24 protein-coding genes are annotated in these 26,463 nt (G+C 68.7%); 9 read left to right on the top strand and 15 right to left on the bottom strand.

The genetic code is table 11. The annotated features are described in order from the left end of the window. Both ABFX45_RS32175 and glgB read left to right on the top strand, forming a co-directional pair. Nucleotides 1-1,311 carry a maltokinase N-terminal cap-like domain-containing protein gene (locus ABFX45_RS32175; RefSeq protein WP_346134031.1) on the top strand — a complete coding sequence of 437 codons (1,311 nt, stop codon included), beginning with the start codon at nucleotides 1-3 and terminating at the stop codon, nucleotides 1,309-1,311. 3 nt (nucleotides 1,312-1,314) lie between these two features. After that, nucleotides 1,315-3,468 carry a 1,4-alpha-glucan branching protein GlgB gene (gene glgB, locus ABFX45_RS32170; protein WP_109634470.1) on the top strand — a complete coding sequence of 718 codons (2,154 nt, stop codon included), beginning with the start codon at nucleotides 1,315-1,317 and terminating at the stop codon, nucleotides 3,466-3,468. Between the two features lie 132 nt (nucleotides 3,469-3,600). Here glgB and ABFX45_RS32165 read toward each other — a convergent pair whose 3' ends face one another. Further along, nucleotides 3,601-3,894, bottom strand: a complete 294-nt coding sequence (locus ABFX45_RS32165) for a hypothetical protein (RefSeq protein WP_346134029.1) — start codon at nucleotides 3,892-3,894, stop codon at nucleotides 3,601-3,603. Nucleotides 3,895-4,027: 133 nt separating this feature from the next. Between ABFX45_RS32165 and ABFX45_RS32160 the strand changes: the two genes are divergently transcribed. Then, a complete protein-coding gene (locus tag ABFX45_RS32160; RefSeq protein ID WP_346134028.1) occupies nucleotides 4,028-5,398 on the top strand; it encodes a neutral zinc metallopeptidase in 1,371 nt (456 codons plus the stop codon). 66 nt (nucleotides 5,399-5,464) lie between these two features. On the opposite strand, the gene ABFX45_RS32155 is transcribed toward ABFX45_RS32160, so the two are convergent. From ABFX45_RS32155 to ABFX45_RS32145, 3 genes are read right to left on the bottom strand one after another with little or no spacing between them, the layout of a single operon-like run. Further along, a complete protein-coding gene (locus ABFX45_RS32155) occupies nucleotides 5,465-6,193 on the bottom strand; it encodes a hypothetical protein (RefSeq protein ID WP_146231462.1) in 729 nt (242 codons plus the stop codon). Continuing rightward, nucleotides 6,190-6,675: a DUF6114 domain-containing protein gene (locus tag ABFX45_RS32150; RefSeq protein WP_346134025.1), complete on the bottom strand. Its 486-nt coding sequence runs from the start codon at nucleotides 6,673-6,675 to the stop codon at nucleotides 6,190-6,192. The genes ABFX45_RS32155 and ABFX45_RS32150 overlap by 4 nt, the downstream gene beginning before the upstream one ends. Beyond that, nucleotides 6,666-7,256, bottom strand: coding sequence for a DUF6230 family protein (locus ABFX45_RS32145; RefSeq protein WP_109634480.1), 591 nt, complete (start codon nucleotides 7,254-7,256; stop codon nucleotides 6,666-6,668). Before ABFX45_RS32145 ends, ABFX45_RS32150 begins: the two co-directional genes overlap by 10 nt. A 180-nt stretch (nucleotides 7,257-7,436) precedes the next feature. Here ABFX45_RS32145 and ABFX45_RS32140 point away from each other — a divergent pair, with 180 nt between their 5' ends. Continuing rightward, nucleotides 7,437-8,879, top strand: a complete 1,443-nt coding sequence (locus tag ABFX45_RS32140; protein WP_346134023.1) for a neutral zinc metallopeptidase — start codon at nucleotides 7,437-7,439, stop codon at nucleotides 8,877-8,879. A 32-nt stretch (nucleotides 8,880-8,911) separates the two neighbouring features. Continuing rightward, nucleotides 8,912-9,706, top strand: a complete 795-nt coding sequence (locus ABFX45_RS32135; protein ID WP_233439373.1) for a helix-turn-helix domain-containing GNAT family N-acetyltransferase — start codon at nucleotides 8,912-8,914, stop codon at nucleotides 9,704-9,706. A gap of 92 nt (nucleotides 9,707-9,798) precedes the next feature. Here ABFX45_RS32135 and ABFX45_RS32130 read toward each other — a convergent pair whose 3' ends face one another. From ABFX45_RS32130 to ABFX45_RS32115, 4 genes are read right to left on the bottom strand one after another with little or no spacing between them, the layout of a single operon-like run. Then, nucleotides 9,799-10,764 carry a tetratricopeptide repeat protein gene (locus ABFX45_RS32130; RefSeq protein ID WP_428834246.1) on the bottom strand — a complete coding sequence of 322 codons (966 nt, stop codon included), beginning with the start codon at nucleotides 10,762-10,764 and terminating at the stop codon, nucleotides 9,799-9,801. Continuing rightward, nucleotides 10,761-11,585 (bottom strand): SCO6745 family protein, encoded by an 825-nt coding sequence (locus ABFX45_RS32125; RefSeq protein ID WP_112230945.1) that lies wholly within the window; start codon nucleotides 11,583-11,585, stop codon nucleotides 10,761-10,763. Before ABFX45_RS32125 ends, ABFX45_RS32130 begins: the two co-directional genes overlap by 4 nt. 10 nt (nucleotides 11,586-11,595) lie before the next feature. After that, nucleotides 11,596-13,398, bottom strand: a complete 1,803-nt coding sequence (locus ABFX45_RS32120; protein WP_346134019.1) for a WD40/YVTN/BNR-like repeat-containing protein — start codon at nucleotides 13,396-13,398, stop codon at nucleotides 11,596-11,598. Nucleotides 13,399-13,444: 46 nt separating this feature from the next. Beyond that, entirely contained in the window at nucleotides 13,445-13,750 is a 306-nt protein-coding gene (locus tag ABFX45_RS32115; RefSeq protein WP_109634490.1) for an MTH1187 family thiamine-binding protein, read from the bottom strand. A gap of 51 nt (nucleotides 13,751-13,801) precedes the next feature. Between ABFX45_RS32115 and ABFX45_RS32110 the strand changes: the two genes are divergently transcribed. From ABFX45_RS32110 to ABFX45_RS32100, 3 genes are all read left to right on the top strand, one after another. Next, nucleotides 13,802-14,299 (top strand): MarR family winged helix-turn-helix transcriptional regulator, encoded by a 498-nt coding sequence (locus ABFX45_RS32110; protein ID WP_109634492.1) that lies wholly within the window; start codon nucleotides 13,802-13,804, stop codon nucleotides 14,297-14,299. 40 nt (nucleotides 14,300-14,339) lie between these two features. Next, nucleotides 14,340-15,392: a phosphotransferase gene (locus tag ABFX45_RS32105; protein ID WP_346134016.1), complete on the top strand. Its 1,053-nt coding sequence runs from the start codon at nucleotides 14,340-14,342 to the stop codon at nucleotides 15,390-15,392. Between the two features lie 143 nt (nucleotides 15,393-15,535). After that, nucleotides 15,536-16,462, top strand: a complete 927-nt coding sequence (locus ABFX45_RS32100; RefSeq protein WP_346134014.1) for a phosphotransferase — start codon at nucleotides 15,536-15,538, stop codon at nucleotides 16,460-16,462. Here ABFX45_RS32100 and ABFX45_RS32095 read toward each other — a convergent pair. The 6 genes from ABFX45_RS32095 to ABFX45_RS32070 all read right to left on the bottom strand — a co-directional run bounded on the left by ABFX45_RS32095 (nucleotide 16,434) and on the right by ABFX45_RS32070 (nucleotide 24,223). Then, nucleotides 16,434-16,757 (bottom strand): DUF3817 domain-containing protein, encoded by a 324-nt coding sequence (locus ABFX45_RS32095; RefSeq protein ID WP_109634500.1) that lies wholly within the window; start codon nucleotides 16,755-16,757, stop codon nucleotides 16,434-16,436. The two genes, ABFX45_RS32100 and ABFX45_RS32095, sit on opposite strands and share 29 nt — an antisense overlap. A 50-nt stretch (nucleotides 16,758-16,807) precedes the next feature. Beyond that, complete coding sequence (locus ABFX45_RS32090) at nucleotides 16,808-17,851, bottom strand: ABC transporter permease (protein ID WP_346134011.1); 1,044 nt, start codon at nucleotides 17,849-17,851, stop codon at nucleotides 16,808-16,810. Beyond that, complete coding sequence (locus ABFX45_RS32085; protein WP_109634505.1) at nucleotides 17,848-18,759, bottom strand: ABC transporter ATP-binding protein; 912 nt, start codon at nucleotides 18,757-18,759, stop codon at nucleotides 17,848-17,850. The genes ABFX45_RS32090 and ABFX45_RS32085 overlap by 4 nt, the downstream gene beginning before the upstream one ends. 78 nt (nucleotides 18,760-18,837) lie before the next feature. Continuing rightward, nucleotides 18,838-19,632, bottom strand: a complete 795-nt coding sequence (locus ABFX45_RS32080) for a hypothetical protein (protein WP_109634508.1) — start codon at nucleotides 19,630-19,632, stop codon at nucleotides 18,838-18,840. Nucleotides 19,633-19,728: 96 nt separating this feature from the next. Next, nucleotides 19,729-21,984, bottom strand: coding sequence for a helix-turn-helix transcriptional regulator (locus ABFX45_RS32075; protein WP_346134009.1), 2,256 nt, complete (start codon nucleotides 21,982-21,984; stop codon nucleotides 19,729-19,731). Nucleotides 21,985-22,012: 28 nt separating this feature from the next. After that, nucleotides 22,013-24,223 (bottom strand): GH92 family glycosyl hydrolase, encoded by a 2,211-nt coding sequence (locus tag ABFX45_RS32070; RefSeq protein WP_346134007.1) that lies wholly within the window; start codon nucleotides 24,221-24,223, stop codon nucleotides 22,013-22,015. A 63-nt stretch (nucleotides 24,224-24,286) separates the two neighbouring features. Here ABFX45_RS32070 and ABFX45_RS32065 point away from each other — a divergent pair, with 63 nt between their 5' ends. Next, the gene (locus tag ABFX45_RS32065; protein WP_170154836.1) at nucleotides 24,287-24,691 is read left to right on the top strand and encodes a hypothetical protein; all 405 of its coding nucleotides are present in this window, start codon (nucleotides 24,287-24,289) and stop codon (nucleotides 24,689-24,691) included. Between the two features lie 141 nt (nucleotides 24,692-24,832). On the opposite strand, the gene ABFX45_RS32060 is transcribed toward ABFX45_RS32065, so the two are convergent. Further along, nucleotides 24,833-26,287: a glycoside hydrolase family 47 protein gene (locus ABFX45_RS32060; RefSeq protein WP_109634517.1), complete on the bottom strand. Its 1,455-nt coding sequence runs from the start codon at nucleotides 26,285-26,287 to the stop codon at nucleotides 24,833-24,835. Nucleotides 26,288-26,463: the final 176 nt, after the last annotated feature.

The raw sequence follows: 26,463 nt of genomic DNA, 5'->3' as shown, positions 1-26,463 counted from the left end.
GTGATTGACCCCGACGAGCTCACCGACAAGCTGGTCACCACCCTGCCCGACGTTCTGCCGACGCTGCGCTGGTTCGGCGGCAAGGACCGCCCGGTCACCGCCGTCCGTCCACTGCGGACGACCCCGCTGAGCGACGATCTGGTGCACGTGATCGTCGAGGTCGAGCAGCCCGGCCGCACCGAGAAGTACCAGCTGATCATCAGCGAGCACTCCGACGGCTTCGACGCCACGGCAGACCCCGAGCGGAACGGCTTACTGCTGACCAAAATCGCGGCAGGTGAACACGTGGACGGCATCACGTTCGCGCACGAGGAGGGTGTCGAGCTGCGCACCTCGTTGCGCGGCAGGCCGATCGGCGTCGAGCAGTCCAACACGTCCCTGATCTACGGCCAGCAGTACATCCTGAAGATCTTCCGCAAGCTCGCCCGCGGCGAGAACCGCGACCTGGTGATGCACAGGGCGTTGCGGTCGGTCGGCTGCGAGCACATCGCGCTGCCGCTGGGCTCGATCTCGACCGAGCTGGACGGTGAACCGGTCACTCTCGCGATGCTGCAGGAGTTCCTGCCGGACGCGGTCGAGGGCTGGGACATGGCCAAGACCTCGGTGCGCGACCTGATGGCGGAGGCCGACCTGCACGCGGACGAGGTCGGCGGCGACTTCGCCGGCGAGGCCTGCCGCCTCGGCCACGCGGTGGCCAAGGTGCACGCCGACCTAGCCGAGGCGCTCGGCACGCGGATCGCCGACGAGGACGCGATCACGCACGCCATCGCGGGCATGCAGCAGCGCCTGGACACCGTGCTGGAGGCGGTGCCCGAGCTGGGCCGTTACGAAGAGGCGTTGCGCGCCACGTTCGAGGAAGCCCGGCAGCACATCGGGCAGATCCCGATCCAGCACATCCACGGCGACCTGCACCTGGGCCAGGTGCTGCGGACCGTGCACGGCTGGCTGCTGATCGACTTCGAGGGCGAGCCGGCGGCACCCGCGGCGGAGCGCAACGCGCTGAAGTCGCCGTTGCGCGACGTGGCGGGGATGCTGAGGTCGTTCGACTACGCGGCCAGGCAGCTGCTCATCGGTCAGCCCGACGACGACCAGCTCGAATACCGCGCGATGGAGTGGACGAAGCGCAACCGTGCGGCGTTCTGCGACGGGTACGCCGAGGTGGCGGCCGATCCGCGGGACAACACGCACCTGCTGCGCGCGTTCGAGTTGGACAAGGCGGTCTACGAGGTCGCTTACGAGCACGCGAACAGGCCGGAGTGGTTGACGGTCCCGTTGTCGTCGATCGCCCGCATGACAAGCGGAGGAGAGTGAGTCGTGAAGGCCGACCTGGACCGACTGCTGTCAGGAGCCCATCACGACCCGCACTCGGTGCTGGGCGTGCACACCATCGGCGATCAGGTGATCGCTCGCGCGTTGCGGCCCGGCGCGACGTCGGTCGCGGTGTCGTGGGGTGACAAGCAGGTCGAGCTGCCACGCATCGCCGACGCACTCTTCGAGGGCGAGCTGCCGGAAGCGCCGGGCGACTACCGGTTGCTGGTGTCCTACGGCGACCACACGGTCGAGGTCGACGACCCGTACCGGTGGCTGCCGACGGTCGGCGAGCTGGACCTGCACCTGATCGGCGAGGGCAGGCACGAACGGCTCTGGGACGTGCTCGGCGCGCATGTCCGTTGCTATGAAACGACTTCCGGTGACGTCACCGGTGTCTCGTTCGCCGTGTGGGCGCCGAACGCGCGCGGTGTGCGCGTCACGGGCGACTTCGACGGCTGGGACGGGCGCGCCAACCCGTTGCGCTCCATGGGTTCCAGCGGTGTGTGGGAAGTGTTCCTGCCGAACGTCCCGGTGGGTTCGCGGTACAAGTTCCGCATCCTCGGCGCGGACGGCGTGTGGCACGAGAAGGCCGACCCGATGGCGTTCGCCACGGAGGTTCCGCCGCAGACGGCCTCGGTCGTGACGCGGTCCGAGTACCAGTGGCAGGACGCGGAGTGGGAGGCGCGGCGCGAGGCCACCCAGTGGGTGAACGCGCCGATGTCGATCTACGAGGTGCACCTCGGCTCGTGGAAGCCCGGTCTCGGCTACCGGGAGCTGGCGAACGAGCTCGCGGACTACTGCGAGGACCTGGGTTTCACGCATCTGGAACTGCTGCCGGTCGCCGAGCACCCGTTCGGCGGTTCGTGGGGCTACCAGGTCACCTCCTACTACGCGCCGACCTCGCGGTTCGGGTCGCCGGACGACTTCCGGTTCTTCGTCGACACGCTGCACCAGCGCGGCATCGGCGTGATCGTCGACTGGGTGCCGGCGCACTTCCCGAAGGACAGCTGGGCGCTCGCGAAGTTCGACGGCACGGCGCTGTACGAGCACGCCGACCCCCGCCGCGGAGAACAGCTCGACTGGGGCACGTACGTCTTCGACTTCGGGCGCAACGAGGTCCGCAACTTCCTGGTCGCCAACGCGCTGTACTGGATCGAGGAGTTCCACCTCGACGGTCTGCGCGTGGACGCCGTCGCGTCGATGCTCTACCTCGACTACTCGCGGCCGGAGGGCCAGTGGTTGCCGAACGAGTACGGCGGCCGCGAGAACCTCGACGCGGTGCGGTTCCTTCAGGAGCTGAACGCGACGGTCTACCGCCGTCACCCCGGCGTGGTGATGATCGCCGAGGAGTCCACGGCGTGGCCCGGCGTCACGCGGCCGACGCACCTCGGCGGGCTCGGGTTCGGGTTCAAGTGGAACATGGGCTGGATGCACGACACGCTGCACTACCTGTCGCGTGAGCCGATCCACCGGTCGTTCCACCACAACGAGATGACGTTCTCGCTGGTCTACGCGTGGAGCGAGAACTTCGTGCTGCCGCTGTCGCACGACGAGGTGGTGCACGGCAAGGGCTCGCTGTGGGGCCGGATGCCGGGTGACGACTGGAACAAGGCCGCGGGGGTGCGGTCGCTGCTGGCCTTCATGTGGGCGCATCCCGGCAAGCAGCTGCTGTTCATGGGCGGCGAGTTCGGGCAGCGCCAGGAGTGGTCGGAGTCGAGGTCGCTCGACTGGCACCTCGTGGAGCAGGAGGGCCTGCACCAGGGCATTCAGGCGTTGATGCGCGACCTGAACTCGGTGTACCGGACTTCGGCGGCGTTGTTCTCGCACGACGTGACGCCGGAGGGGTTCCAGTGGATCGACGCGAACGACTCCGGTGGCAACGTGCTGTCGTTCCTGCGGATCGGTGAGGACGGGTCGGTGCTGGCCTGCGTGGCCAACTTCGCCGGCATGCCGCACCACGACTACCGGGTCGGCCTGCCGTCCGCCGGGCGGTGGAAGGAGCTCCTCAACACCGACGCGGCGCACTACGGCGGCTCCGGCGTGGGCAACCTCGGCGGCGTCGAGGCCGAGGCCAGCCCGTGGCACGGGCGGCCGTACTCCGCGTTGCTGCAGCTGCCGCCCGCCGGTGTGCTGTGGCTGGTTCCCGAGACCGACTGATCTGTCCGGCAGCGCTCCGTTCCAGTAGAGCGCGCCGGACACTCTCGCCGTGGATCTCGGTGTTCGTCCTGGCGAAGAACCGGACGGTGGCCGCTTTCGGTGGCGCGATCATGCCGTAGTTGTTGTACCGCTTCAGCTTTTCCAGGTCGGCCAGCGGGCGTAGGTCCTTCCGGTCTGAGCTCCGCCCTCGTCGAGGAACTGCAGCCCGGTCGCGGTCGCCGGTCCTGGCGCGGTGCTGCCGGACCAGACGCTCAGGTCGTAGACGCCTCCGGGGACCGCGTCGAGGGTCGTGCCGACGGTGCCGGGCCCGATGATGACGCCGTGGCGCGGGTCGGGTGCGATGCCCCCTCCGCAGCCGGGCATCGCCGGATCGGCCCCGGTAGGAGGGCCTGAGAGCAACAGTGCGGCGCACAGCAATTCGCGCACAGGTGGAAATGTAAGTCGATCGGACGGCACCGGCTCGGTGAACCTGATCAGCCCGCCACACGTTGGCCTCTGTATGCGCCTGAGTTCGCCGAGTAGGACGTCCCTCAAGCCGGCCGGCAGGCACAATGGGTTCATGCGGCACCGGAGCATCGCGCTGATCGTGGCCACCGCCCTCCTCGCGGTGGGCTGCACCGCCGAGATTCCCGGGCGCCCGCGTGCAGCCAAGGTGGTGAAGAAGGAGGCCTCCACCGAGACCATCCAGGTGCGGGGCTCGGACAACGGCGCGATCGACAAGCTCGCCGCCACCGCCCTCACGGACATCAACGACTTCTGGCAGGAGTCGTTCCAGCAGACGTTCAACAAGCCGTGGAAGCCGCTGACCGGCGGCTACTACTCGGTGGACACGGCCGACGCCACCGCGAAGCCGCCACCGTGCACCCAGAAGGCCGCGGACGTGGAGGGCAACGCGTTCTACTGCCCCGCCGCCGACGCGATCGCCTGGGACCGCGCGTCCCTGCTGCCGGTGCTGCAGGACCGCTTCGGCGAGGCCGCGGTGGTCGTCGTGCTGGCCCACGAGATCGGCCACGCGGTGCAGAACCGCATGGGCATCACGCCGGAAGCCGAGCGCCGCGAGCCCGAGAGGTTCCCGACGATCCTCACCGAGGCCCAGGCCGACTGCTTCGCCGGCGCGTTCGTGCGCAACGTGACCGACGGCAAGTCCCAGCGCCTCGACATCGGCACGGACGCCCTGGACAAGGCCCTGGGCGCGCTGATCACGTTCCGCGACCCGGTCGGCACCTCCCCGGAGGACGAGCAGGCGCACGGCAGCGCGTTCGACCGCGTGGCGGCGTTCCAGGACGGCTACGAGCAGGGCACGAAGTTCTGCGCGGCGATGTCGGTGCAGAACCGCACGTTCACCCAGCGCGCGTTCACCAACGTCACGGACCGCGCGAACGGCGGCAACCTGCCGTTCTCGCAGATGCTCGAATCGGTCACGCCCGACCTGGACGGCTACTTCAAGACACTGGCCACCTCCGCGGGCAGGACCTGGCCGTCTCCTCGTGCAGAGGCCTCCCAGACCGAGCCGACCTGCTCCGGTGACCAGGGTCCGGTCGCCTACTGCCCGTCGGACAAGACGATCAAGATCGACACCAAGGACGAGCTGCCGGCGCTGCACAAGGAGCTGGGCGACTACGCGACCGGCACGCTCATCGCCACCCGGTACGCCATCGCCGAGCTGGCCGTGCTGGGCAAGCCGGTGGAGGGCGAGGACGCCTCGGCCGCGGCCCTGTGCCTGGCCGGCGCGTACACGGGCGCGGTGTTCCAGCGCCGGGACGGGTTCGGGCTCTCGCCCGGCGACTTCGACGAGGCCGTGATGGTGCTGCTGCGGTTCGACTACGCGGCCCGTGACGCTCGCGGCGAGGACGCGGTGGATCCGGGTTTCGCGCGGGTGGCGCGGTTCCGGGAGGGCGTGTTCGAAGGCCCGAAGAAGTGCGGCATCTGACCTGACACGAACTGAAGCCCGCACAGCCTCAGGGCGTGTGCGGGCTCCAGAGCTCTTGTGCGCTGGTCAGCGCCTTTCGGTCGGCGCCTGGTCGGTCACGACGGAGATCCGGGCTCCCGGGATCGTCAGCGTGCCGCCCTTGAGGTCGGTGTTGCGGACCGTCACGTCGGTGAACGTCACGAACGGCACGTTCAGAGGTGGCGGGTGGGCAGCCGTGTAGTCGACCGGGATCTTGATCCCGAGGATGTCCAGGTTGCCCTTGAGCTGCACCGTGAACAGCTCGATCAGCGGCGGAGGTTGCGGTGCGCCGTCCGCCTTCTTCAGGTTCACCGTTGAGGTGCTGCCCGCGCGGGCAGCGGTGACGAGCCTGACCCCCGGCGACACCTCGGCGGACTGCACCAGGTCCTTGATCTTCATGTCGGTCGTCGTGAACTTGAGAACCTTGATGACCTGGCCGTTCAGCAGGGCGTCGACGACTCCGACGAAGTTGAGGCCGCCGAGCTCCAGTCGCGAGGCCTTCAGCGTCCACTCCCGGCCTCCGCCCGCCACCGGGGCAGGGGCCGGTGGCGGGGGTGGCGCCGACGTCGGAGGCGGTTCCGTGCTGGACGGAACGGTCGGCACGGACGACGACGCCGGCGGTGGAGTGGCGCTGCTGCTGGAAACAGGGGGTGGTTCCGAGCTGCTCGTCGGAGCCGGTGAGCTGCTGCTGGGAGGCGGCGGCTCGGAGCTCGACGGTGGTTGCAGCGCCAGGACCGCGACCATCGCGACCGCGGCCAGCGGCTGTGTCCGGATCATGTGGGTTGGACCCTCTGGGTGGTCTCTGGACTGCTGGGCTCTGGGCTGTCCGGGAGCTCTTCCTCGGTGCTGCTCCCGGGGGCGCTCTCGGCGCTGTTCTTGGACTTCTTCGGCTTCTTGGGAGCGTCCGTCCACGCCACGGCGAGGGCGCCCCCGAGCAGGCTGAAGATGGTGCCGAAGAGGAACCCGCCGAGGTTGGTCACGACGAGCGCGACCAGCGACAGCAGCACCGTGACGATGCCCGCCGCGAGCCGGAACTTGGGCGCCACCCACAACGCCACCGCACACAGGGCCAGCAGCGAACCGATCAGCAGCGCGGACACGCCACCGAGCGTCTGGATCGAGATGACCATGTCGCCAAGCTTCAGGTTGGCGTACGGCGGAAACAGGATGATCAGCGCGCCCAGTGCCACGAACAGGCCGGCCCAGAAGGGCCGGCCACGTCGCCACGCGGTGAAGCCGCGCCAGATCGTCAGAAGCACTCTTGCTTCCCCTGGCGAATGGTCAGGTTCATGCCCTTGAACCTGATGGTCTGAGCCGTGGTGGACCAGGCGGTCTGCTTGAGACCGGTGATCTTCGCCGAGTCGGCCTGCAGACCGAACGAGCCCGGCAGACCCCTGAGGTTCTCCGGTCCCTTGGTCACCTTGCTCGCGTCGATGCCGATGTCCGGAGCACCCAGCTCCAGGTCACCGGAGAGGTCGGTGAGGTTGACGACCAGGTTGTCGGCCGACATGCCACCAACGCCGTCCGCGGTGATGCGCATCGTGACGTCACCGACGATCGGCATGTTGCCGACGAACACCGACTGACAGAACTTGTTCAGAGTCGCGGTCTTGAAGCCGCTGACCGCAACGACGTGAACCTTCCCGGCACCCGCGTCCACGCCACCGAACTGGACGAATCCCTGGCCCGTCAAGCTATCGGCGGACACCTTGAAATCATGGCCGGACACCGCGAACGAGGCGGCCAGCGCTCCCTGGGACATGCCGAAGAGGAGGGCACCAGCACCCACGGCACCGATACCGAGCACCCCGACGAACCGTGCCCAGCGCGTTCTACCCATACCGCCAAACTCCTTCCACACCGAAGGCTTGCGTGGGGACTGTGCGCTCCGAAACATAGGCAGGACAACGAAAACGAGTCCGTACAGTCTTGAAATCACCCCAGAGGGTGAGAGAATTTCACGTTTGGCCCCTGGTCCTTGCGCCATGCACGTGAACCGCTCTTAGTAGGGTTCGCCCTCATGGGGATCGGACGAATCGCCGTCGCACTGGCCGCGGCCGCAGCGCTCACCGCCTGCGCCTCCGTGGTCGAGGGTTCACCGAAGGGCGAACGCCCCGACCCCACGAAGGTCGCGGGGCTGGAGATCTCCAACGGCCCGTCCGGCCCCAAGCAGGGCGTGCCGGACGCGGACCTGAACGTCGAGAACGGCGACGGCGGCGAGATGGACCAGCTGGCGATCAACACCCTCGCCGACGTCCAGGAGTTCTGGAAGGCCGAGATCCCCCGCGCGTTCGCCGGCAAGACCTTCGAGCCGGTCAAGCGCTTCCTCTCCTACGACTCGGCCGGCAAGGGCGTCGAGGTCTGCAAGCTCGACACCACCGGCGTCGCCAACGCCTTCTACTGCGCGCTGGACGACAGCATCACGTGGGATCGCGGCGAACTGCTCCCGATGCTCAAGGACGCCTTCGGCCCCATGGCCGTGGTCACCGTCCTGGCCCACGAGATGGGTCACGCCGTCCAGTACAAGCTGGGAGCGGCCTCCAACATCGGCCCGAACACCCCGTCGATCGTCAAGGAACAGCAGGCCGACTGCTACACCGGCGTCTTCATGCGCTGGATCGCCGAGAACAAGTCCAAGCACTTCGAGCTCTCCACCGGCGAGGGCCTCAACCAGGTCCTGCAGACGATGTTCTTCATCCGCGACTCCGCGGGCACGTCGTTCGAGAAGCAGGGCGCCCACGGCAGCGCCTTCGACCGCGTCTCCGCCTTCCAGTTCGGCTTCGTGCGAGGCGCCGCCCGCTGCGCCGAGATCAACGAGGCCGAGATCAACAAGCGCATCACCGAACGCCCCTTCGACCTCTCCGACAAGGACCAGGGTCAGGGCCGCGGCAACGCCCGGATCGACCAGGACAAGTACCTCAAAGCCCTCGACGAGTCCCTCCGCGACGCCTACAAGTCGAGCGGCGCCGCCTTCCCGACCGTCGACAAGGGCGGCATCAAGCCCTGCAACGACGCCCAAACCACGTCCCCGGCCACCTTCTGCCCGTCCACCAACCAGATCCAGCTGGACCTCCCGTCGCTGGTGAAGATCGGCACGCCCCCGAAGAAGGGCACGAAGGGCGGCATCGGCGACTTCGCGGCCTTCGCCGTGATCGCCTCCCGCTTCTCCCTCTCCATCCAGCACGCCACGGGCTTCCCGCTGAACGACGACGCCGCCGGCCAGCGCACCGCCTGCCTGACCGGCGCCTGGGCGGGCCTGACCAACCGCCCGGACGCAGCCGCGGGCCTGAAGCTCTCCCCCGGCGACCTGGACGAGGCCGTGGCCGAACTCCTGGCCGACAACAGCCTCATCGCCTCCGACGTGAACGGCAAAGCCGTCCCCTCCGGCTTCGCTCGCGTCGAAGCGTTCGGCGACGGCTTCTTCCGAGGCTCCTCGTACTGCGTGAAGAAGTATTCGATTTGATTCCTACATCGACGTTCGTCGATACTTGCCCCGTGCTAACCGATGAAGCCGCGACCTACGCCTCGTGGTTCTCGACCCTGTCCGACCCCACCCGCGTCCGCCTGCTCCACCACGTGGCCTCAGCCCCTGGCGCGGTCACCGTCGGCGAGTTGACCACCGCACTGGGCGTCAGCCAGTCCACCTGCTCCCACCACGTCCGCAAGCTGGCCGAAGTGGGCTTCATCCGCGTCCAGCGCGAGGGCACAGCCACCCTCGTCACCGTCAACCCGGCCTGCTGCACGGGCCTCCCCCACGCCGCCGACGCGGTGATGGGCGCCCTGACCAGGGGCACGGTGGCCCCGGTGTCCGGCGTGACGGTGCGTCCCATGACCGCCTCCGACTGGCCGGAAGTGCGCCGCATCTACGGCGAGGGCATAGCCACGGGCAACGCGACCTTCGAAACCGAGGTCCCGTCCCGCCGCACGCTCGAGTCCAAGTGGCTCCCGGACCACCGCTGGATCGCAGTGGTCGACGGCGAGGTAGCGGGCTGGGCCTCCGCCACCCCGGTCTCCGCACGCGAGTGCTACGCCGGCGTGGCCGAGACGTCGATCTACGTCAGCGACTCGCACCAGGGCCGCGGCGTGGGCAAGACGCTGCTGCACCACCAGGTTTCGGCCGCCGACGCCGACGGCCTGTGGACCCTGCAGGCCGTGATCTTCCCGGAGAACCGGGCCAGCATCGCCCTGCACCACCGGGCGGGGTTCCGGACGGTGGGCATGCGGGAACGAATCGCCCAGCACCACGGTGAATGGCGCGACACCGTCCTTCTGGAGCGCCGCCGCCCCTGACGGCGATGCCGGAGGCGTTGAAGGGCTCTTGGGGAGTGTCAGGAGACTGAGGGCAGAGCCCTCAGCCCACCACGTGCCCCAAGCGACCGATCTCAGTACAACGCGGAAGCCAGGTTCCGCCGAGCCGCAGCAACCCGAGGATCATCCGACGGGAACAGCTCGAACAGCCCGACCAAGTGCTGCCGAACCCGATCCCGGTCATCCCCGTAAACCCGCCGAACGGTGTCCACCAACCGCGCAAACGCCTCGTCAACCTGCTGCAAAGCCACCTGGGCATCTGCCGCGGCCAACTGAGCCTCGACATCCTCGGGCGCGGAATCAGCCTTGGCGATCACCGCGGGATCAACCGACTCGGCCCGCTCGGCGAAGCGAGCCTGCGCCAGCCCTTCCTTGGCCAGCTCATTCCCGGGCTCGGTAGCGAGAACCTGCGAGTAGTACCCCTGAGCAGCTGCGTAATCTCCGCGCTCAAAGGCCTCCTCGGCCGCGACGATGCGGGGATCCTCGACAATGTCCTCCTCGGCGGGAGCGGTGGCCCGCGCCTCCCCGGCCCGAATCCCCGGCAGCCGATCCCGGAGGGCGTCCAGCAACCGCTGCACCCAGGCGGAAAGCTCGGCATCCGCCAGCGGCCCGGCGAACGCGTCGATGGGCTGACCAGCGGCGACGGCCACCACGGTGGGCACGGACTGAACGCCGAACGCCTGCCCGATCCGGGGCGCCTGCTCCAGGTCGACCCGAGCCAGGATCCAGGAGCCCCCGGAAGAGGAGGCCAGACGGGTCAGGGACGTCGCCAGCTGCTGCGACTCGGGGCTGTAGGAGGCTCCCAGGAGCACCACCACCGGCACCTGCAGGGACTGCTCGACCACAGCCTGGAACGAGGCTTCGGTGACGTCCACGATCCACGGCGCGGATCCGTTGTCGCCCGAGCTCGAAGGAGCGGCGGCAGGAGCGGCGGCGGCTTGGCGGGCGGCATCGGCTCGGGCCTTCAGGGCGCCCAGATCGACGGCACCGGAGAGCGCGGCGGACAGTGCGGCGGTCTTGCGAGGATCAGGCCTTGTCACGTGTTCCATCCTGGCACGGCTAGTTCCCGGACCGGGTCCAGGGCCATCGGGTTGATGCGCATCGCCTCATTGGCCGAAGCGATACGTAGAGCGAGCGGTGTCATCAGCTCGATGAACCGCGAAGTTCCAGAAGCGCCCAACGCTTCCCACGGCGCGAGAGCAGCAGCATCAGTTGCACGCTCCACTGCGGCGAGATCGCCGGGCAGATCCGCAACGGCTTCCCATTCCGACTCGGTCCAACCACGCGCGGACCGCATGTATGCCGGATCGAGGGAATGTTCGCGCGCGTAGAGCGCAAGCGCTTGGCACGGGCCCACCCCGTGAGCCACCAACGCGGCCACGTGGCCGTCGCCGCGGGCCTCGCGCAGGATCGTGCACGCGTGCCAAAGCGCCAGATGAGGCGCGGAAGGCCACGGCAACGCGCGGTTCGCGGCGGCCAGCGGACGGCCGGCCAGCGGAGCCGCCAGAGCAGCGGACCTGGCCAAAGCTGCGGCCTCGGTGATCTCAGGCGTGTCAACCTCGCCCAGCAACCGGCGCAGAGCGAGATCGACGCCCGACAAGCGCGCCTCCAAGTACGAGGCAGGCGAGGCGACCGCCCACGCGTCCGGCAGGGCGCGCGAGACCATGCGCGGGGCGAAGTTGTAGAAGACAGCCGTCACCAGCTCCGGTGACGCGGCGCCCAGCGGGGCGGCGCGCATGCCGAAGTAGCCCATCCAGCCGCCCTTGCAGCCCAGCGCGTCGGTCGCGGCACGGGACTCGGGCGTGAAGTACGTGACGTCGTGGTAGGGCTCGAACCTCAACCACAGCTGCCTCGCGTCCACGCCCGACACGCTAACCCAGTGAACGCCGGTGCACGGATCCGCTCACCGTGCCGGCGTAGAGCGTTCGGCCATCCGGGGAGACCAGCAGAGCCTCGACACCACGCTCCACGTCCGGACCGCCGAACACGGTCCACGAGCGGCCGCCGTTGACCGACCGCAGCACGCCCTTGCTCGATCCCTCGAACGAGATCGAGCCGAGGTACAGCACACCGTCGGGGCCGATCGCGATCGTGGACAGCTGTTCCGAGGACACGCCGGAAACCTCGACGAACCCGACCCCGTCGAACGACACGAACACCGAGTTCTGGCCCACCGCGACGACGTGCCGAGGATCGCGCGGATCCACCAGCACCGAGTTCACCCGCCCCGGCAAGACCTGCTTCAGCGTCACGCCGGCGTTGACGGACCGGTAGAGCCCACCGGCGTCAGCGAGCCAGATGCCACCAGGATCAGCCGCGATCGTCTTGATCCCGCGCAACCCGGCGTGCACCCGCGGCACGAAAGAAGCCCCGCCGTCCAGAGACACGTAGAACGCGTTGATCAGGTAAGCGCCCAGGTAGACCCGAGACGGCAGCACCGGGTCGAACACCAGGGAGCGCGTGTTCCCCGGCATCTCGGCCGTGATCACCCACGTCCGGCCACCATCGAGCGACCGCTCCACGAAGATCGTGTCCTGCGACCCGCGATAGCCGTTCCGCCCGCGCAGAACGATCCCGTCCCGCGCCGCCAGCGCACCGATCCGGTTGCCGATCGCGTGCGGCGCGGTCCCGTCGAAGTCCCACTCCTGCGCGGCGACGGGCAGATCCGTCCGGTAGGAGCCCTGCATGGTCCCGGCGATGAGAGACCGGCCCGACACCGCCAGCGACAGCACGTGCGCTCCCGGCACGCCGACCCGCTTGAAGTGCTCGTGGTCCGCGGTCGCGTAGACGCCACCGGACCCGTAGACCCACTGCCAGTCCGGCAGGTCGGGGAAGCTGCCGATCTCGGTGTAGACGTCGACCTTCGCCACCGCGTCGGTCCGCTTCCACGTGGCGCCCATGTCCGCGCTGATGAAGTGCCCGTCCAACGTCTGCACCTGGACCCAGCCGTTGGCCGTGATCCCGCCGTACAAGATCCACGTCGACTTCCACGGACCGGACACAGCACGCCAACTCACACCGCGGTCCGAAGACAGGTGCACCCCGACGCTGAACTTCCGCGCCACCACGACGTCACCCAGTGAGGTGATCTTGTCCGCCGGCACGTCGGACACCGACCACTTGCCGGCACGCAGCACGTGCACCACCCCACCGGCGGCCACGAGCAGATCCGGGCCCACGAGGTGCACGTCCTCGGCCGACGCAGGCGATCCGGGCAGCACCGACCATCCCTGCCCGCCGATCCCGCGATAGACCCCCTCCGCGGTCGCCGCGTACGAGAAGCCACCGCCGAACGCGACGTCCTGCACCTCGGACGGCGTTCGCAGAGCGACGGAGAACGACAGGCCGCCGTCCACGGACCGCAGCACCGAACCGGCACCGCCGCCGCCCTCCGCACCCGCCACGAGCACGGTGTCCGGCCGCGCCGGATCGGCGGCCAGCGCGTTCCCGCGCATCTCCGGGAACAGCCGCCCCTGCCGCCAGGTGCGGCCCCGGTCGGCGGACCGGAACACCTGCTGGCCGGCACCCGGCAGCACGTAGACGAGGTTCCGCGCGAACGCCATGTACCCGCCCGCACCGTTCGGGCCGATGTTCTCCCACCTGGTGGACGGCCCGGCGTGCGCCGACGGCACGACCGCCAGCAACGCGGCCAGCAGGGTGATCACGAATCTCACGAGGTACGCCTCCGCTCGACTCCCAACGGTCAGCGGCGGAGCTCGATCATGGCGTGTCGGCGAGGTGCTCCTCAACCCGTTGCACCTTGGCGCTCAGCTGGTTCGTGTGGCCGGGCCGGATGTCCGCCTTGAGCACGAGCGAGACCCGCGGGGCGGCGGCCTGCACGGCCTCGGTGGCGCGCTTGACCACGTCCATCACCTCGTCCCACTCTCCCTCCACCAAGGTGAACATCGCGTTCGTCTGATTGGGCAGGCCCGACTCCCGCACGATCCGCACGGCCTCGGCGACGGCCTTGGCGACGCTTCCCGACGAGTCCGAAGCGGACGGAGCAACGCTGAACGCGACAAGCACACGTGCCTCCTGATGATCCAACGGTTGTACTGACTGGTAGCTTCGGTGCCCATGACACCGCTGCCGTTCGATCCGATCGCCCGCGCGGCTGAGCTGTGGGACGACCGGGTGGGTCCGTCCACCTCGATGGCCGCCGTCACGAGCGTCATGCGTGTCCAGCAAATCATCCAGTCCGCCGTGGACGCAGCCCTCAAGCCGCACGGCCTCACGTTCGCCCGCTACGAGGCGTTGGTGCTGCTCTACTTCTCCCGCAAGGGCGCGCTGCCGATGCGGGTCATGGGCGAGCGCCTGCAGCTGCACCCCACGAGCGTCACGAACATCGTCGACCGGCTGGAGAGCGACGGCCTGGTCCGCCGCACCCCGCACCCGACCGACCGCCGCACCACGCTGGTCGAGATCACCGACGCGGGCCTGCAGCGGCGCGAGGCCGCGACCGCCGCGGTCGTCGAGGTCAACCTGGGACTCAAGGGCCTCACCGACCGGCAGACCGAGCAGCTCACCGAGCTGCTCGCCAAGGTCCGCCGGGCGAGCGGCGACTTCGAGGACTAATTCGTTTGGCACGCGCGCACGTCTGTGGCGTGATGTGCCCATGCAGTGGGAACGACCGGACAGGTCGATCGTCGCCCTCGTCAGCACGCCCAGCGGCTTCGCCGGGCGCACCGCCGCGATCCCGGTCGAGACACCGAACTGGAACCACGTCGAGCCGATCAACACCGCGTTGCGGGAGCTCCTCGGCGTGCCGACCAGCGTGCTGCGCCTCGTCTCGGTGGAAGGCGGCAGCGTCCCGTTCGGCGGCGTCGTCACCTACCACGTCGAAGCGCACGGCGAACCCGACCGGACCTGCCTCGAACCCGCGGAGGAACCCGAGCCGGACGCCGAGCACCGGATGCCCTGGGCACGACTGGGCGGCCCGGCGGAGCTCGTCGAGTGGGCCGACACGGTCCTCACCCGCACCGGCCCGGCGGTCCAGATGCGCACCTGGAACCTGTCGAGCGTGCACCGGCTGCCCACCGCGGACGGCCCGGTGTGGCTGAAGGCCAGGCCGTCGTTCTTCGCCGACGAGGGCGCCGTGATCAAGATGGTCGCCGCGCACGACCCGACCCTGGTGCCCGAGCTGCTGGCCACCGCGCCGGACCGGGTGCTGCTCAGCCAGGCCGAGGGCGGCAACTGCTGGCACATGACGCCCGAGATGGTCGAGCGTGTGGTGCCGCGCTGGGTCGCCGTTCAGCACGCGCTCGCGGGCGAACCCCTGCTCACGCCCACGACCGTGCCGATGCCGTCGTTCGGCCTCCCGCACACGCTCACCCACGGCGACTTCCACGGCGGCAACTGGCGCAGCAGCGGCGTGGTGATCGACTGGTCCGACGCCTGCTGGGCTCACCCGGCGCTGGATGCGTGTCGGCTCATGGAGTTCCACCCCGGCCTGCGCGAGGTGATCAGCCGGGTGTGGAGCGAGGCCTGGCTCGCGCTGCGCCCGGACAGCGAGCCGCTCAAAGCGCTCGAGGTCGCCCGCCGCGCCTCGCACCTGCACAACGCGGTGAAGTACCAGGAGTTCCTGGACAACATCGAGCAGTCCGAGCGGATCTACCACGAGGGCGACCCGCAGGCGGAGCTCAGAGCTGTTCGGCAACTGGTTCGCTGATGACGGAACGGCCTTTGATGAGGTGGGAACGACCGGACCGCACGATCGTCGCGCTCGTCAGCACGCCGGGCGGGTTCGCCGGCCGCGTCGGCCCGCTCCCTGTCGCGACCTCGGACTGAAACCACGTCCAACCGGTCAACGCCGTGCTCCGGGACCTGCTGGGTGTCGAGACGAACGTGCTGCGGCTCATCTCGGTCGAAGGTGGCGACATCATGTGCGGCGGCGAGGTCACCTACCACGTCGAGGCCTACGGCGAGCCCGACCGCACGCAACTGCACCCCGCCGAGGAACCTGAAGCCGACGCCGAGCACCGGATGCCGTGGGCGCGGCTGGGCGGACCGGCCGAACTGGTCGCGTGGGCGGACACGGTGCTCGCCCGCACCGGTCCGGCCGAGCAGATCAGGACCTGGAACCTCTCCAGCGTGCACCGGCTGCCCACCGCCGACGGCCTGGTGTGGCTGAAGGCCGTGCCGTCGTTCTTCGCCGACGAGGGCACGGTGATCAAGATGGTCGCGGCGCACGACCCGACGCTGGTGCCAGCCGTGCTGGCCTCCGCACCGGGCCGGGTGCTGCTCAGCGACGCCAAGGGTGCCAACTGCTCACAACTGACGCCGGAGATGGTCGAGCGGATCGTGCCGCGCTGGGTCGCCGTGCAGCACGCACTGGCCGGAGAGCCTCGGCTGCCGTCGTCCGCCGTGCCGATGCCGTCGTTCGGACTGCCGGAGACGCTCACCCACGGCGACTTCCACTCCGGCAACTGGCGCGACAGCGGCGTCATCATCGACTGGTCGGACGCCTGCTGGGGTCATCCCGCGCTGGACGCGAACCGCCTGATGGAGCGCAACCCCGGCCTGCGCGACCTGATCGCTCAGGTGTGGAGCGAGGCCTGGCTGCGGCACCGTCCGGACAGCGAACCGCTCAAAGCGCTCGAGGTCGCCCGCCGCGCCTCGCACCTGCACAACGCGGTGAAGTACCAGGAGTTCCTGGACAACATCGAGCAGTCCGAGCGGATCTACCACGAGGGCGACCCGCAGGCGGAGCTCAGAGCTGTTCGGCAGCTGGTTCGGTGAGCCGGCCGGTCTTCGCGGCCCAGCGCTCGAAGATCACCGTGCCGAACGGCGGGATGCTCGACAGCAGCCCGAGCACGAGCGTGCGGCCGTCCCACTTCAGCGGCTCCTTCGCCATCAGCGTGACGAGCACGAAGCCGACGAAGATGACGCCGTGGATCGGGCCGAAGATCTTGACGCCGATCTCGTTCTGCACGACGACGTACTTGAAGAACATCCCGAGCAGCAGGCCCGCCCAGGAGATCGCCTCGGCGAGGGCGAAGATGCGGAACCGTCCAACCACGCTGGAGAACGTCATGGCTCCCCATCATGAACCGTGACGGGGAGCACAACGCATCCGGGTCTGTCCTATTCCTCCCATTTGAAGACGCGTGAGGCGATGAAGGCGATCACGAGCGTGAAGCCGATCAGGACGGCTCCCGGCAGCAGCAGCGCCTCGATCCCCTTGCCCCGCACCAGCACGTTGAGCATGCCGTCGTTCATGTGCCGCAACGGGAAGATCTTCGACACGGCCTGCAGCCAGCCGGGAGCCTGTTCGACCGGGAAGAACGTGCCGGACAGGAACGCCATCGGCAGCACGACGATGTTCGCCGCCGCCGAAGCCGCTTCCTCCGTCTTGGCGAACGCGCCGACCAGCATGCCGAGCGCGAAGAACGCGATCGTTCCCAGCAGCAGCAACGGAATCGCGAGCCACCACGACCCGGACAGCTGCAGCCCGAACACCGGCAGCATCGCGATGCCCACGAAGATCGCGCCCTGCACCAGGGCGACGCCCGTGCTGACCAGCACCCGCGACGACAGCACCGCGGTCGCCGACACGGGCGCGAGCCGGATCCGCCGCAGCACCTGCTTGCGCCGCCACGACACCAGCGTCAGCGCCGAACCGAACACCGCGGACACCGCCACACCCCAGGACAGGATGCCGGGCGTCAGGTACTGGATCGGTTTGAGCGAGGCGTCCTCGACCTTCTCCGCGGCGAACGTGAACCGCGGCGGCTGGCCGGTCGCGGCGAGGTTCGCCTTGTCCACGAACCCGTTCACGATGCCGACCACGGTCGCGGACCCGACCTGGTCGCTCTGCGCGAACCGCAGGTCGAGCTGCTGGCCGTGCACGATCAGCGCCGCGGGCAGGTCGCCGTCCTTCACCTTCTGCACCGCGGCGTTCTCGTCGTTGTACGGCTCCAGCTCCAGCACACCGCTGTCCCGCAGCGCCGAGACGATCTGGCCGTCGCCGACCACCGCGATCCTGGTCTTGTCGGTACCAACGTCACGCAGGATCAGGCCGAAGATCACCAGGAACATCAACGGGAACAGGAACGTGAAGAACAGCGTCACCTTGTCGCGGATGAAGCCCTTGAGCATCGCCACCGAAAGCGACTTGAACGCGGTCATGCGCGGTACTCCCGGCCGGTCAGGTTGAGGAAGACGTCTTCGAGGGTGGCCGTGCGGACCTGCAGCCCGTCGAGCGCACCGCGTTCCGCCAGAGCGGACAGCACGGGAGCCGGACGGCGAGTGGAGATCGTCAGCGACACCTCGTCCTCGTGCGCCTCTTCGACACCGTCCATCGCGGACGCGTCCGCAACGGACATCACGCCCTTCTGCAGCGTCACGTGCGTCGGCGCGTCCAGGCCGCGGACCAGCACCGCGGGCGGGTCCAGCGCGAGGATCCTGCCGGTGTCCATGATGGCCACGCGGTCGCAGAGGATCTCGGCCTCGTCGAGGTAGTGCGTGGTGTAGACGATGGTCTTGCCGCGTGCCTTGATCGCCCGCAGCACGTCCCAGAGGTTGCGCCGGGCCTGCGGGTCGAGCGCCGCGGTCGGTTCGTCGAGGAACACGATGTCCGGGTCGTGCACCAGCGCGCACGCGATCGAGAGGCGCTGACGCTGACCGCCGGAGAGCTTGTTCTCCTGCTCGTTGGCCTTGTCCGCGAGTCCGACGAGTTCGAGCATGTCGGCGGCGGTGCCGGCGCTCACGCCGTACAGCGAGCCGAACGTCTGCAGCTGTTCCTTCGCCGTCAGCTTCTCGAAGAACGACGACGCCTGCAGCTGCACGCCGATGCGCGGCAGCAGCTTCACGTTGCGCGGCCACGGGCTCTCACCGAGCAGCCGCACCTCGCCGCTGTCCGGCTCGCGCAGACCTTCGATGATCTCGAGCGTGGTCGTCTTCCCGGCGCCGTTGGGCCCGAGGATGCCGAAGAACTCACCCTCCGCCACGGTGAACGAGACCCCGTCCACCGCCTTCAGCCCGCCGTAGCTCTTGCGGATGTCCCGCACCACGACCGCCGACCGTTCCTCCGTCATGGGCGGGACGTTATGTCAGCGGGACTCGGTGCGCGTGGCGGAACGACGAAAGTCGGCGCCAAGTCGAGACGAACGGATTCAGCCACCCGCCGCCAGCAACGGACACGCGATGTAGATGTCGTTGAGCCGCCGCAACGCCGCGGCGAACTGCTCGAACCTGGCGCGGGGGACGGCCGTGCGCACGTCGTTGATCACCTGCCAGAGGTAGCGGTGCTCGGCGGCTTCCACGATCCGCGGTGGCGGCTCCTCGCGAACGTCGCAGGCGAACGCGAGCGCGACCGTCGCGGCACGCAGGCACGCCGTCGCGAGCGTCACGCAGTCCTCGACCAGCGGCCGGTCGTCCTGGGCGCGCACCACGCCACTGACCGCGAACCGCACGGCCTGCATCAGCGCGAGGTAGAGGTGCTGGCCGGCCTGCACGCGCTCGTGCGGCAGGTACTCGGTGCCGGGGCAGGGAGTCACGACCGTCATGCCGACCTGGGGCCGGCGCAGCACGTGGTCGAAGAGCGCGGTCGGCGCCCAGAGCAGCGTGCGCCAGGAGTCCTCGCCGATGGAGGTGCCCATCCTGGCCGCGTTCTCCAGCACGTCGAGGTAGGCGATCAGGATGCTGGACAGGAACACGCCGCCGCGGTCGCCACCCACCCGCACGACGCCGAAGCGTTGGTCGTGGCCCGTGCCACCGTTGTCGTGACCGGGCTTCCACTCGATCACGTCGCTGCTCGCGAGCACCACGCGGGCGAGCCGCTGGTGCACGGGCGACGCCGACAGCACCGTGTCGTCCAACCCCATCCGGACGAGCATGGACGCAGCATGCTGCAACGACTCGCGTCTTTGCGGCACGAGGTCGGGGTGCAGCAGCCGGAACGGTTCCACGTGTCCCCTTCCCCTCAGTTGGTTGTACTCACAATGAACGCCGGGGAGCGCGAAGTCATCCGGATGAACCGCAGCGTTACGTCTCAGTTGGACGTGTCAGTTCGACTGCGCCCACGCGACGAGTTGCGCGCGAGTCGAAAGATCCAACACGGTTTTCACGTTGTGCACGTGGGATTCCACCGTTCGGTGGGAGATCCCGAGCTTCGCCGCGACCTGGGCGTTGGTCATGCCCTGCGCCACCAGCTCGACGACCATGCGCTGCCGGTCGCTCAGCACCGCGTGCCGCACGATCTCCTTGTCCAGCGCGGTTTCCACGGCATGGCGAACGTCCATCGCCCGTCCGGCGCTCACCGCGCGGCTGAAAGCCGCACCGGACAAGGCTTCCCTCGCGACGTCCAGCACAGAGTCCAGCTTCCGCCGCCACCACGCCTGCACCGGAAGGGCCCGTACCGTGCGCATCTGCTCGCACGCCACCAGCAACCGGACGCCGAGCTCGTACCGTCCGGACAGCACCGCGACCACCGCGCGTCCCTCGACCGACTCCAGCACCTCCCAGGGGAGGTGCTCCGAGATCCGCACGCCTTCGGCGAACCTTGCGCCCGCGGCGGTCAGATCGCCTTGTTCCAGCGCGACGCAACCCCACGTGTGCAGTGCGATGGCAACGATGTCACATCGTGCATGTGTTCTCAGCACGGGCAACGAGTCCCCGACCAGCACACTCGCCTCGTCGACCGAACCCATGAGGAGCAGGCACCAACCGAGATTGTGCTGCGACACCGCGACACTCACGTCGTTGCCGTTGCGTACGCCGTACTCGATCGACTGGCGCAGCGCCCATGTGGCGTTCGGCAAGTCGGCCATGTCGTCGTAAGCGCCCGCTAACGTGCGGTAGAGGCGGCACATGATTTCCTGCTGCCCACCGGCTTCCGCGGTTTCGATCGCCTCCGTCGCGTACTTCACCGCCTCGTCGTGCCGTGCCTTGTGTCCCGCCAGCAGTGCCGCGTACTCCAGCGCGAGGATCCGGTAGCGGGCGTCGGCGGGTGACTGGTCCAGCACCTGCATCAGCACCGCGCCCGCCTCGGTGAAGTAGCCGCGGTCGAAGCACACCCGCAGCAACATCGTGGCGAGCATCAGGCGGCGATCGTCGTCCGGTGCCACCAGACGGGTGAACGCGTACACCACGTTGTCGTACTCCTGGTGCTGCGCCTTCACCTGCTCCGGCGCCAGGATCGACGACGCGACACCGGGTTCGCCCAGCCCGCAGAGCCACGAGATGATCCGTTCGGCCGTCACGGCGTGCTCGTCGTGCTCCCTGAGCCGCTCCTCCGCGTAGAGACGCACCGATTCGAGCATCCGGAACCGCCCGTCGTTCTCCCGCACCACCAACGACTTCGCCTGCAACGCCGTGAGCAGCCCGATCACCGGCCCGCCCTGCACGACCTGGGCGATGTCGAGCCCGAACCCTCCCGGCAGCAGCGCAAGCCTGCGGAAGAGCTCCTTCTCGTACCTGGTCAGCAGGTCATGACTCCACGCGATGGCCGCGCGCAGGCTTTGGTGCCGCGTCTCCTCTCCGGCGTCGCTGAGCAGGTCGAGCCGCTGGTCGAGGCGGTTCGCGAGCTCGCTCAGCGGCACCGACAGCGACACCTTCGCGGCCAGCTCCACCGCGAGCGGCACGCCGTCCAGCCGTGCGCAGATGGCCGCGATCGTGTCCTGGTCGCCCGGCACCCCGGCGCGTTCGGCGAAGAGCCGCACCGAGTCCTCGTCCATGCCGTGCACCGGGTAGACGGCCTCGCCGACGGCTCGCAGCGCTTCCCGGCTGGTCGCGAGCACCTGTACGTTCGGGCAGCGCGAGAGCAGCGCGTCCACGACGTCGCAGCACTCCTCGACGAGATGCTCGCAGTTGTCGACGAGCAGCAGGACGCGCCGGTTGCCGAGCTCCGCGAGCAGCGTCGTCCGCAGTGCGACACCCGCGTGCTGGTACACCCCAACGGCTTCGGTGAACGCCTGCACCACCTGGCCAGGACTGCTCAGCCTGCTCAGCCTGCCCAGCTCGACCGTGCGGACCTCGGTCCTCCTGGCACGTCCGGCGAGCTCGACCGCGAGCCGCGTCTTGCCGACACCGGCCGATCCGACGAGTGTGAGCATCCTGTGCTTGCGCAGCAACGAAAGCAGCTCGGCCAGCTCCGTCTCCCTGCCGACGAACGCGTCGTCGTAAACGGGCAGCTCGGCGACCACAGTGGACGTACCGGCAGAGCGTTGACGGTAGGCACGCTGACGGCAGGCGTTCGAGCAGTACCGCGCCCGCGACGGCCGGGGCGCGAACTCCGTGCCACAGCTCGCGCAGGTGCCCACCGGACGAGCCTACGACCGTTTCCGCGTCTCAATTGGAAAGTGTGTGGAGGTCGACCTCGAGCGTGGTCCCCGATCGCAGCTCCGCGAGCTCGATCCGATCTTTGGCGCGCGAGAGCCAGCCGCTGCGAATCCGCTCCACCACCTGCGTTTTCGTCGTGTCCGCGGCCTCCGCCTTGATCACGATGTCCTTGCCGTTCTCCAGGTGGACCACTGCTCGGCGGAATCTGGGAGCGTGTGGCACGAACTCACCGGTGCCTGGCACCGCGGGGTACATCCCGAGCACGCTGAACACATACCAGGCCGACATCGTGCCGAGGTCGTCGTTTCCGGTGACACCGGCCGGCCCGTTGACGAACAACGTCTGCGCGGCCCTCACGACCACCGACGTCTTCTCCGGCTTGCCGATCAGCGCGTACATCCACGGCGCGTGCAGGTCCGGCTCGTTGTTCGGGTTGTACCTGAACTGGTTGTAGTAGTCGTACGGCCCGACAACCCACTTCTCCCGGACAGTTCGCTTCGGATCCGTCAGGAGGTCCTGGTAGGCGAAGAAGTCGTCGAGCCGCGCCTCGGCCGCCGCCTTGCCGCCCAGCGCGGTGATCAGGCCGTTGATGTCGTGCTGGGCCAGCCACTGGTACTGCCAGGCAGTGCCTTCGTGGAACCCGTCCGCCCCCTGCGGCGTGAACGGGCTGAGCCACGCGCCGTTCTGCAGCTTGGGCCGTGGGAAGCCGGTGAAGCCGCGGTCGGCGACGCTGTGGTCCCAGAGGTTGCGGTGGTTGAGGCCCCGCTTCCTGAGCCGTTCCGCGTCCTCCTTGTGGCCGAGCTCCTCAGCCATGATCGCGAGAGTGGCGTCCGCCAGCGCGTATTCGAGAGTCGCCGACGCGCCGTGGTGCGGGTCGGTGTCCTGCCCCTTCTTCGGGAAGCGCTTGTCGTACTGGACGAAGCCCTTGGCCAGGTAGGTCCGGTTGCCGGACCGCCCCTGGAAGCGCGAGCTCTCGGGCGGGACGCCGTCGACGTTCTGCAGCAGCGCCCGATAGGCCTGGTCTTCGAAGCCCTTGAGGTGCCCGAACCGCCACAGGTCGACCAGGAACGGCGTGACCGGGTCGCCGGTCATGCAGTTGGTCTCCTGGTTCGCGAAGGCCCAGCGCGGGAGCCAGCCGCCCTGCTCGTGGATGGCGAGGACGCTCCTGGCGATGTCCTTCGACCTCTGGGTGCGGATCAGCGCGAGCAGCTGGTTGTGCGCGCGGTAGGTGTCCCAGAGCGAGTAGTACTCGTAGTACGTCCAGTCCTCGGCGTGATGGACCTGGTTGTCGAAGCCGCGGTACCTGCCGTCGGCGTCGCTGCCGGTCAGCGGCTGGAGCAGGACGTGGTAGAGCGCGGTGTAGAAAACGGCCCGCTCGTCCCAGTCCTCCGTCTCGATCTCGATGCAGCAGAGCTCCTGGCGCCACGCGTCCTGGGCCTCGTTGCGGATCTCGTCGAACGACTTGCCCGCGGTCTCGGCCTCCAGGTTGTTGGTGGCACCTTGCGCGTCCACTTGGGACAGTGCGGTGCACGCGGTGACCGGTCCAGGTTCGAACGTGACCCAGGCGCCCCTGAGCCCCGCACCACCCGCGGACTCCCGTTGCCCCGGCTTGGCGCCACTCGGCGACCACGTGCCGAACTCCCGGAAGGGACGGTCGAACCGCGTGGTGAAGTGGGTGACGTACGGCCGGCCACCGCAGAACGCCTGCGTCTCCACGGATCCGGTGATCGTGCGGTCGTCGACGACCTTGATGCTGCTCGCGGACACCGGCTCCTTGTCGTTGGCCTGCCCGACGTTGACCAGGAGCGTGCCGCTGGTGCCGCTGGGGAACGTGTACCGCTCGACACCGGCCCGCGTGGTCGCGGTGCACTCGACGGTGATGTCGCGGTCCAGTTTGACCTTGTAGTAGCCGGGCTTGCCGATCTCACCGTCGTGCGTGTACCTGGCGCCGTACCGCTTGTGGTCGAAGCTGCTCGGCAGGCCGCCGGAGACGGGCAGGATCGGGACCAGACCGCCCTGTTCCCAGCAGCCGGCACCGGACAGGAAGAAGTGACCGAAGCCGCGGATCACCGGGTCGTCGTAGCGGTAACCGGCGTAGTGCGAGCCGACCGGGCTGGAATGCGCCTTGCCGAAGGGCATGGACGCGCCGGGGAACGTGTTGCCCTCGTCCTTTGTGCCGATGAACGTGTTGACCGACTCAATGGGATCCAGTGCGTCCACGGGTTTCAGCCTAGTTGGGATCTCGGGGTGGTGGGGTGTCCAGACGGGTGGTGGAGCCTCGGCGTGGGCTCGCCTGGTCATGGGCTGGCGCGGGTGCGAGTCGGCTGGCGCGGGCTGGTGGCGGATCCAGCGGAGGGGTCGCCGATGTTGGTTGGTTTCGTTCCAGCGTGGTTGCGTGGACTTGACGAGCCGGGTCTTTTCATCGCCGCTTCGCGACGATTGCGATTGGGGCTTGCGTTTGTTGAGTCGGGTGCCGGAATTACCGGCTGCGCCTTCATGACCTCGGCGACCACCGCGACATGCTCGACCGACAACGCCCCCTCCGCCGCCGCGTCGGCGGCCAGCTCGGCGATTTTCTGCATCACCGAAATGTTCGCGAACCCGCGTTTCCGTCGCCTCGTCGACGCGGTAATTCCCGCCCCTGATCCAACAACGCAATCGCTGTCGCCGCGAAGCGCGATGAAATGACCCGGCTCGTCACTGCCCGCGCAACCACCTGCGCAAGGTGACGTCCCGCAAGCCGACCCGCACCCGCAAGCCCCAGGCGAGACCGGGCCTGAGCGCCGCCGCCGCCAAGTCACGGCGCTCAGGACCCGGAGCCTCGGGAAACTACCTGCGCGCCCCCAGGAAGATGTTGCCCTCGGTCGACAGGTAGTGGCTGGTGTAGTCGAACCGCCGGGCATCCCCGAAGATCAGCCAGTAGTACTTGAGCTGCTCCGACCACCAGTACCCGGGACAGAAGTCGCCCTTCGCCCCGGTTGTCACGTCCGTCAGGATCGTGTAGCCGTAGTTGGTCTTCGAGGTCCGCTTCATCTCCAGGTAGTGCCGGTACGCGCGCTCGCGGTAGACCTCGTCACGCGTGGCGAGCCACAGGAAGAACGCCCCGTCGGCGTATTCCGGCCGGAGCTGGTTGCCGACCGAAGTCGGCCGCAGAGACGTGTAGTTGATGCCCTCCGGCAGCACGCCGTAGCGGTCCTGAACGGCGGTCCACGAGTCGTGGTACGCCCGGCCGCGCGCGATGTCCCCGCTCTCCGCGAGCAGCCCGCCGAAGAACGCCGCCAGCTCGCTCTGGGTCCGCGAGTCGCGGCGACCGGTGAACGCGTCGACCTGGGCGAACCACAACCGGCCGCCGACGATGTCCGTCTGGTTCCTCAGGATGCCGCGCAGCAGGATGTCCCACCACCGCTTGAGGTCGCGGTCGCCGAACAGGTGCCAGCCGTCCCAGAGGTATTCGTAGTAGGAGTCGGCGGGCGGACCGATCGTGGCGTACCGGTTGCGCCAGGCGCCGGTCTCGGCGTGCACGTCCCACGGCAGCAGGTCGTAGGCCGTCCGCTTGTCGAAAGTGACTTTGAAGGCCTTCTTGGCCGCGTTGTAGTACTTGCGGTCGCCGGTCCACTTCGAGAGCGAGCCGAACTCCGTGATGTACGTGCCGGTTTCGGCGAGGTTCGTCTCGGGCGACGACACCGCGCCCGTGCGCAGGTTGACGTAGCGGTAAGGGATTCCGGTCGGCGACTTGGTGAACGCGACCAGCAGCCGGTCGGCGAGGTCGCGTGCGAGGTTCAGCAACGCGCTGTCGCCGCTGACGTGGTAGGCGGAGAGCAGGCCGCCGAGCATGCGGATGTTGGTCTCGAACACCTGGAACGGCGCGTCGACGTCGAACGACAGGTTCGCCTTGACCCAGCGGACGCCTTCGGCGAACTCTGCATCGAGCTCCATGAGCCACAACGTGTCCAGCGCCTCGACGACGGTGAGGCCCATCGGGTGGCCTGGCACGAAGAACTCCTCGTGGCCGCCCGACACCGGCTTGATCTGGTCGTGGCCGAACGCACGCTCCACATAGGACCGCCAGGCCCAGCGGGTTTCGTTCCGCACGTCCTCGGCGACCCGGCGCCAGCCGCCGGGAGGTGGCGCCAGCGCAGTGGCCCCGACGGAAGGAGCCGCGCCGGCCTCGGCACCGGGTGGAGGCGCGGACGGAGATGGTTGAGCGGCAGCAACACCGGGCACACCGGCAAGTCCGGCGGCGCCGAGGAGGCCGAGAACGCTTCGGCGTGGCAGGTCACGCATCGCTGTACTCCCCTCTGGCTGACAACGCTGTCTGTCACCAGATCCTTGCGGAGCGCACACGGTCGTGGTCAAGACCAATGCCGTCACTTGTCTTCTTCAGGACAGCAAACACGCGTACGAGAAGCCGCTTGACCGGTTCCGGAACTGTTGACAAGGGCGTGAAGGCGAGGTGAGAT

Source organism: Lentzea roselyniae (genome assembly GCF_039537795.1).
GTDB classification, from domain to species: domain Bacteria; phylum Actinomycetota; class Actinomycetes; order Mycobacteriales; family Pseudonocardiaceae; genus Lentzea; species Lentzea atacamensis.
The sequence above is the reverse complement of the archived record's forward strand: the minus strand, read 5'-3'. Positions and strand labels throughout refer to the sequence as shown.